The sequence below is a fragment of the Vibrio sonorensis genome, assembly GCF_001854765.1.
Lineage (GTDB): Bacteria > Pseudomonadota > Gammaproteobacteria > Enterobacterales > Vibrionaceae > Vibrio > Vibrio sonorensis.
This window is the reverse complement of sequence record NZ_LJJE01000126.1, coordinates 1-304: the sequence shown is the minus strand read 5'-3', so window position 1 is coordinate 304 and position 304 is coordinate 1. Positions and strand designations below refer to the sequence as shown.

Annotated in this window: 1 protein-coding gene; it reads left to right on the top strand. The window is 44.7% G+C overall.

Features of this window, described 5'->3' with window-relative positions:
- The coding region (locus BLO31_RS22400; protein WP_139159094.1) for a DDE-type integrase/transposase/recombinase at positions 1-304 on the top strand (304 nt) is incomplete at both ends.

The following is a 304-nucleotide window of genomic DNA, read 5'->3' as shown; positions in this document are numbered from 1 at the left end:
GTCGAAAATATCATTGTTTCTAACAAGCTAGCCCGAGAGTTCAATCCGCACGCGCCCAATCAATCATGGGTAACTGATATTACGTACATCAAAACGCACGAAGGTTGGCTGTATCTGGCGGTAGTTATAGACCTGTTCTCTCGGCGGGTAATTGGTTGGTCAATGAAAAGTAGAATAACCAAAGAGCTTGTCCTTGATGCTTTGCTGATGGCTATTTGGCGTCGTTCACCGATAGAAAAAGTGATCGTTCACTCAGATCAAGGAAGCCAGTATACCAGCCACGACTGGGACAGATTTTTGAAAC